2 pseudogenes are annotated in these 1,116 nt (G+C 63.7%); both read right to left on the bottom strand.

Annotation, left to right across the window (positions count from 1 at the left end):
- Positions 1–459 (bottom strand): annotated as a pseudogene (gene istB, locus A3AG_RS0100030) (IS21-like element ISRme9 family helper ATPase IstB); the annotation flags it as partial.
- A gap of 7 nt (positions 460–466) precedes the next feature.
- Positions 467–1,116 (bottom strand): annotated as a pseudogene (gene istA, locus A3AG_RS0100025) (IS21-like element ISRme9 family transposase); the annotation flags it as partial.

Genomic DNA, 1,116 nt, shown 5'->3' with positions numbered 1-1,116 from the left:
CGTAAAGCTCCCGTCGCCGTGGGCGATCTGCAGTTCCTCGAACAGTCGAGGCACCCGCAGATAGAGAGCAGAGAATCCCTGTCGACAGGCCTGCTGAGCAAACGCACAGGCCAACCAGGACTTGCCGGCACCGGTCGCCCCGGTCAGGATGAGGCTCTGAGCGTTGCGGATCCAGTCGCAACTGGCCAGGGTAGCGACCAGCCGCTGATCAAGGCCGCGACTGCCGTCATAGACCACATCCTCGAGGCATGCCTGGGTGTGCTTGAGCTTGGCCGAGCGCAGCAGCCGCTCCAGGCGCCTGGTGTCGCGCCAAGCAATCTCCCGGTCGACCAGCATGGAGAAGCGTTCTTCGAACGGCAGGCTGGAACTGGCGGTCAGGGCAGACTGTTCCTCGAAGGCCCGCGCCATCCCGTCGAGCTTGAGGGCCTTGAGCTGGCCGACGGTGTGTTGCATCAGCATAGTTTTCCTAATGGTAGTAGTCGGGTCCGCGCACGTTGTCGTGCATGGGGGAATGCCACTCGGTTTGCGATACCGGCAGAGTGGCTTGCCGGTCCAGATGGTTTTCAAGGATGGAGACCACAGACTTACGCGTGAGCGAGCCAATGGCGACGGCGCGAGCGCAAGCGGCTTCGAGCCGCTCCTTGCTGTACTTCTTGGCCAGACTCAGCAGACCCAGGCAGGCGCGATAGCCCATCTCGGGATGGCTCTTGTGGGTGAGCTGGTATTCGACGATGACGGCGACGTTGGGCCCAATCGAGGCTGCCCAGTTGAGCAGCCGGCCGGGCGTCCATTCGAGGTGCGCGCGGTGGGCCACCGGCATGTGTTCCTTGACCGTGCTGTGGCTGCCCTTGCGGGTATTGCGCGCGTGCAGCGCCACCCGTTTGCCACCGTACAGGATCTCGATGGTGTGGCGGGTTACGCGAGCCTCGACCGCCTTTCGCACCAGGGCATGCGGCACGCTGTAGTAGTGACCGTCGATCTCGACGTGGTAGTCGACGTTGACGCGGCATTGTTTGAACGTTGCAACTTCGTAGCGCCGCGGCGGCAGCGGTCGCAACACTGGCCGGTCCAACCGCTCGAACCACTCCCGGCGCGTGCCAGGCAGCTTCTTGAACG

Source organism: Cupriavidus neocaledonicus (genome assembly GCF_000372525.1).
In the GTDB taxonomy this organism is placed as follows: domain Bacteria; phylum Pseudomonadota; class Gammaproteobacteria; order Burkholderiales; family Burkholderiaceae; genus Cupriavidus; species Cupriavidus neocaledonicus.
This window is presented reverse-complemented; position numbering and strand designations above follow the sequence as displayed.